At 41.7% G+C, this 4649-nt stretch carries 5 protein-coding genes; 2 read left to right on the forward strand and 3 right to left on the reverse strand.

Annotated features, from left to right (window positions below):
- Window positions 1–111: an OmpW family outer membrane protein gene (locus KDK17_RS18540; RefSeq protein WP_257288762.1), complete on the forward strand. Its 111-nt coding sequence runs from the start codon at window positions 1–3 to the stop codon at window positions 109–111.
- A 153-nt stretch (window positions 112–264) separates the two neighbouring features.
- Here KDK17_RS18540 and KDK17_RS18545 read toward each other — a convergent pair whose 3' ends face one another.
- From KDK17_RS18545 to KDK17_RS18555, 3 genes are all read right to left on the reverse strand, one after another.
- Complete coding sequence (locus tag KDK17_RS18545) at window positions 265–1956, reverse strand: hypothetical protein (RefSeq protein ID WP_257288760.1); 1692 nt, start codon at window positions 1954–1956, stop codon at window positions 265–267.
- Between the two features lie 266 nt (window positions 1957–2222).
- A complete protein-coding gene (locus tag KDK17_RS18550) occupies window positions 2223–3950 on the reverse strand; it encodes a hypothetical protein (RefSeq protein WP_257288763.1) in 1728 nt (575 codons plus the stop codon).
- 22 nt (window positions 3951–3972) lie between these two features.
- Complete coding sequence (locus tag KDK17_RS18555; RefSeq protein ID WP_257288761.1) at window positions 3973–4239, reverse strand: hypothetical protein; 267 nt, start codon at window positions 4237–4239, stop codon at window positions 3973–3975.
- A 262-nt stretch (window positions 4240–4501) separates the two neighbouring features.
- Between KDK17_RS18555 and KDK17_RS19710 the strand changes: the two genes are divergently transcribed.
- A partial coding sequence (locus KDK17_RS19710; RefSeq protein ID WP_373691617.1) for an OmpW family outer membrane protein occupies window positions 4502–4649 on the forward strand: 148 nt, incomplete at its 3' end.

A 4649-nucleotide genomic window follows, 5' to 3' on the forward strand; every position in this document is an offset into this window, starting at 1 on the left:
ATGGATATCAATACCACAGCGAAGTTTAAGGACAATGCCGGAAACCGCTATAAGCTGGACGCAGAACTGGACCCACTGGTTTATATGGCCGGTGTTTCTTACAAGTTCTGATTGAAAGGGAATCCCCGCCAGTGAATGAGGTTGTCGTAAAAGGTAGCGAGCGCAGCCCTTTTTCGACAGCCTCTCAGTCGTGAGTTTGAAAAGTCTGCTGTCATGACGGAAAAATAGCTAGCGAGAAGCTTGCCACTTTATGAGATTTCCGGGTTAATCCTCAACCATATATTCAAGAAGATCTGGATGTTCAGCCTCTATCATTTCCCTGAGTAAAGGCAAGGTGTTAACTGAATGGCTGACACCGTTGACCAGTTTAAATGTCGGCCTTGGGATGCCATCAACGGTATCAATGGTCTGCATATATTTATTGTCGAACATTTCAGGCTGCTTTTTTGCAAGTTTTTTCAACAGACCAAAATGGGTGGATAACAGTAGCGTAAGATGGGGCAACTGACCCAGCTCTTCGGCGATAATATACGAGCCTATAGCAGCCTCTTGTGGATTTGTGGTTCTTAGCAGTTCATCAGCAAGAACAAGATCTCTGCTCTTGTTGGTTCTGCCTCGAACAATTTTAAGTAAATGGCTAACCTGATTGACTTCTGTTTCAAAAGAAGACCTTCCAAGCTCATCATTTTTTTCCATAAGAGTATTGATAGATGTGTAGGGTCTCAGGGTAAATGTTTCAGCAGAAGCAATACCAAGGTTTTGAGCCAAAAAGGCCACATTAATACCCAATGTTCTGAGAAAAGTCGATTTCCCGGAAGCATTAATACCTGTCAGAATGACATTTCTGACTTTTTTTCTTCCAGCACCAATATGGAAATCAGAAGCGACTCCCTGTGAAGAGTCCAAACCAGGAGGCCTGAGCTTCTCGGCTGAAAGGTATGGACGCCTGGAATTACTTTCATCAAACTCAACAAAGGTATAAGGGTTTTGCTCAGAATTGATCTGTCGGCTGACAGAAAGCATAAAGTCGATCCATGAAAGCTTTTTCAACCACCGGTTAATTGAGCCATGCAGCAAAACAACAATTCTCATTGCACTGGCAGCATGCTGTATGCTCGATGATGAGAAATATCCATAATCTTCGAGCGTCAAAAGCTTCATCTGCTCCATAAGTATTCTAAGTAAACTTTCTTCTTTATCAGTGAAATTAAATAACCCGGTATTTTTTCCAAGGTTATACAGAGCTGAGAAAAAAGGACGCAGTAATAGTAACTCTGAAGTAATTTCTCTATTGACTCTTTTCAAATCATCGTGATTCTGCTGGAGCGATTTGAGTTTGTATAACGTACTTAAAGCTAATGACCACGGAAGAATGTAGCTTCCTGTTTTCTCCGTGATAACCAAACCTTTCCATAATATGCTTTGATCAGTATGTATGTTGACATTTCTTGATGGGGTACTTAATTTAAACAGCCACCCCGAAGTCAGCAACCCTAAAACTGGCATGATATACATCAAAGTTCTGAATTGTGGCGTCACCCCATGAATATTATTCTGAAGCATTAGCTCCTGCATAGCTTTTTCATTTTTTAATTCTATCCCTATGAGTGATTCGGACTCGGCCCAAGTGCCTTCATCATGAAGTAAAATGGGCATATGAAAGAAGTAAAAGAATGGATGTTTTTTATCCAGAAGCCGAACGACCGGATTAATATATTGATTAATTTCATCAATACTTGATACTAAAGCGGTAGCTGTATTGGGAGCCATTAAACTGCGAAGGATCTCTTTGCGTTCCTTCAGTGTTTTAATGCTACTTGTAGAGCCTGTAACCAGTTGACAGGCTCCGTACACTTCTCCAAGTAATGAGGTACCTGGAAACAGCCTGTCATACAGGTGAGCGTACCCATCTTTCCTGAACACCTGCATATCCTGCCATATATCCGTCTGAAACATACCCTGAATCTCAGCAGACTGAGAGCATTCAGGATAAAGATGATGCAACAGCAACTCTCGCTTTCTTCGAGAGGAGAGCTCTTCATGAGCTGTATGAGAAGAACTTTCCTCACTCTGATATGCCTCTGACTGGAACGATTGATTGTCAGAGTCCGAAAACTTGATCAGGTATTGTCTTTCAAGGATCTCATAAGGTGTTTGCACAGCCTGAACCTGGCTGGTTATCAGGCAAACTGGCAATAGGAACAGATGCCGTAGAATCATACTTAATGTGCTCGGTAAGTACGTATTTTTTCAGCAATATCAGGCAGTTCAGACTGAAAAGTTTCAGCCAGAAATTCAAGCGCAACTTTGCACTTGTTAGGGCCTTCCTCTATCTGATAGGTCGGCCTGATATAGCCAGAGCTGTTTGTCATCCCCATGTGCATGATGTTAAAGGATTCCTGCCATTCGCCTGTATCAGCCAGGTCATAATGAGTGGATATCAGTGCCATTAAATGGCTTTGTCTTCCGAGAGCTTTTAAAACAATCTCAAAACCTTTTCTACCATCATCAGGGTCTGTAGTACTGAACAGCTCATCAAAACAGACAAGCTTGTTTTCGTTATTTATTATGCCTGGCTTCTTTAAAAGCTCTGATACGTAGCGCAACTCTTCCATGTAAGACGACGACTCCCCAGCCTTGTCAAACTTGTCCATGTAGCTTCCTGCTTCATGAAAAATACTCGCTTCATAGGATTTGGCTGCCGCAACTCCCAGGGTCTGGGCAAGAAAAATACTGTTCAAGGTAACAGCCCTCATAAGAGTGGATTTTCCGGATGCATTATTGCCTGATAGCAAAAGTCCCACTCCAGTAACCGGTTCTGTCTTATACTCCAGCTCCTCGTTGTCTTTGAGATAACTCCCTGCACACCCAAGCTGCAATGTATTAGAAACAGCAGTACTGTTATCAAGCAAAGGATTCCAGAAGCCCACCATGGAAAGACAAGGCTCAGGCTCTGATCTGAATCGGGCAATAGTGACTTCATTAGCATTTTCAACAGCCTCAGAAGCATGCATACGAGCAGCTATCGCCAGAAACAAATCCATTTCCCCTACTTTAAAGATAACCTTGGCGAGAACGTCCTTTATCCTGATCAACTCTGTCGCATGTAATATCACAGCTTCTGCATTGCGACCCTTTACGACAGCTCCAGCAAGATTTTCTGTTGCTTCGAGAAAGCCAATAATTTCTTCAAACTCCTTTGTGGTGAAATGAATTTTTAACGCTTCAGGCAAACCATCTGATAGTTGCCAGTCAACCACTTGCTGCAGGTAACCAGAGACAGCACTTATATATTCTTTGAGCATTTGACCGCTCACTCTGCGCTGTCCAGCAAAATATTCTTCTAGCCTGGACTCAAGAAACCATATCCACTGGTTCAAGCTTATGCTGACTACAACTCCACCCCAACTGCATAATGACTGTGCTGAACAATAAGTCGGCTGTCTCAGTGCTGAAAGTATCAATGCCAGGTAACCAGAAAAAGTTAAAAAGTGCGTAGATATTGATAATATTCCACTGCCTACAGGATGGCTCCACAGCTGCTGAAAAAAACCCTGATTCATGTATGACTTTAACTCTTCCTGAACAACTTCTGAATTAAATAAGGAGTCCTGATAATAAATGTCAGCTAATTTTGGTTCCCACTGTCTGAGCCCTGATAGTTGTTTTTCTATTGATGAGTAATCCGGATTCGTAGCCAGTATTTGTTGTATTCTTTCCTGCCGGTTCTCAATAGTCGATACATCGGAAGTCGGCCACTTTGCCAGAACCATCAGCCGAAAGACCTGCCCTGCCAGCGTATAAGCCGGGAAAAGACGATTTAAAACCGTTGATTGCTTTTCTCCTTTTTCGCCAGCCGCTTTGGTGTCGATCAGGATTTCCTGATTCATTCGCACAGGATGGGTGGCTTCAGAAAAAAATGCATACAAAACAGGCACCAATGCAGCCATAGCTTGCAATTCGTTATTCTTTTTAGCTTTTTTTTTCTTCCTCTATCTTTGAACTTAAATTACCTTTATTTAGCTCGTAACGAAGAGGACTGACGTATTGATACTGTTCGATATCAACAGCATTAATGTCTTTTTTTTCATAGCGCTGACCTGAAAATGAAACGAAGAGTATACGGCTTATTTCCTCCTGAGTATAAGCCCATGCTTTTTTCAGAAAAATCAGTTGAGCTGTAAAAACAATCACAGTAAGGCAAAAGAAAATTCTCGCGGTACAACTTGATTTTTTCAAAATAACTTTACCAGAAAAGCGTCGCCATTCAACGAGAAACGTTTCTACTAAAAAACAATATTAAAATATTCATCTGTTAATCTGATACTTTCAAACATCAGAAATTTTACCCAAATAAACAGCAGAGTCTGTTGTTTTTTAGAATATTAAGATATAGACAACCTTGAAAAATATTCAAGGTTTTTTCACCCTCAGAACTAATAGCTCACCGTGATTCCTGCACTCTGCTACATCTGCCCAAGCTTATGAGACCTGAGGTTTTATTTTTCGTGGCGGAGTAGCCAGTGTTCAGACGGATGTGGACAGCGGGAGTTTAAAAACCAATAGGGTTGAAGACAAAAACACTACAGCTGACGTCAACAATAACACTCAGCCGGGGCTCTCCTTTACCTACATGCTGTCTGATAAGT

It is taken from the genome of Endozoicomonas sp. SESOKO2, assembly GCF_024606245.1.
Lineage (GTDB): Bacteria > Pseudomonadota > Gammaproteobacteria > Pseudomonadales > Endozoicomonadaceae > Endozoicomonas_A.

What these genes read in the sequence shown, in the direction of transcription:
- KDK17_RS18545 (WP_257288760.1), bottom strand. Translation starts at nt 1,956, where the DNA reads ATGTTTCAGACGGATATATGGCAGGATATGCAGGTGTTCAGGAAAGAT.
- KDK17_RS18540 (WP_257288762.1), top strand. Translation starts at nt 1, where the DNA reads ATGGATATCAATACCACAGCGAAGTTTAAGGACAATGCCGGAAACCGC.
- KDK17_RS18550 (WP_257288763.1), bottom strand. Translation starts at nt 3,950, where the DNA reads ATGGCTGCATTGGTGCCTGTTTTGTATGCATTTTTTTCTGAAGCCACC.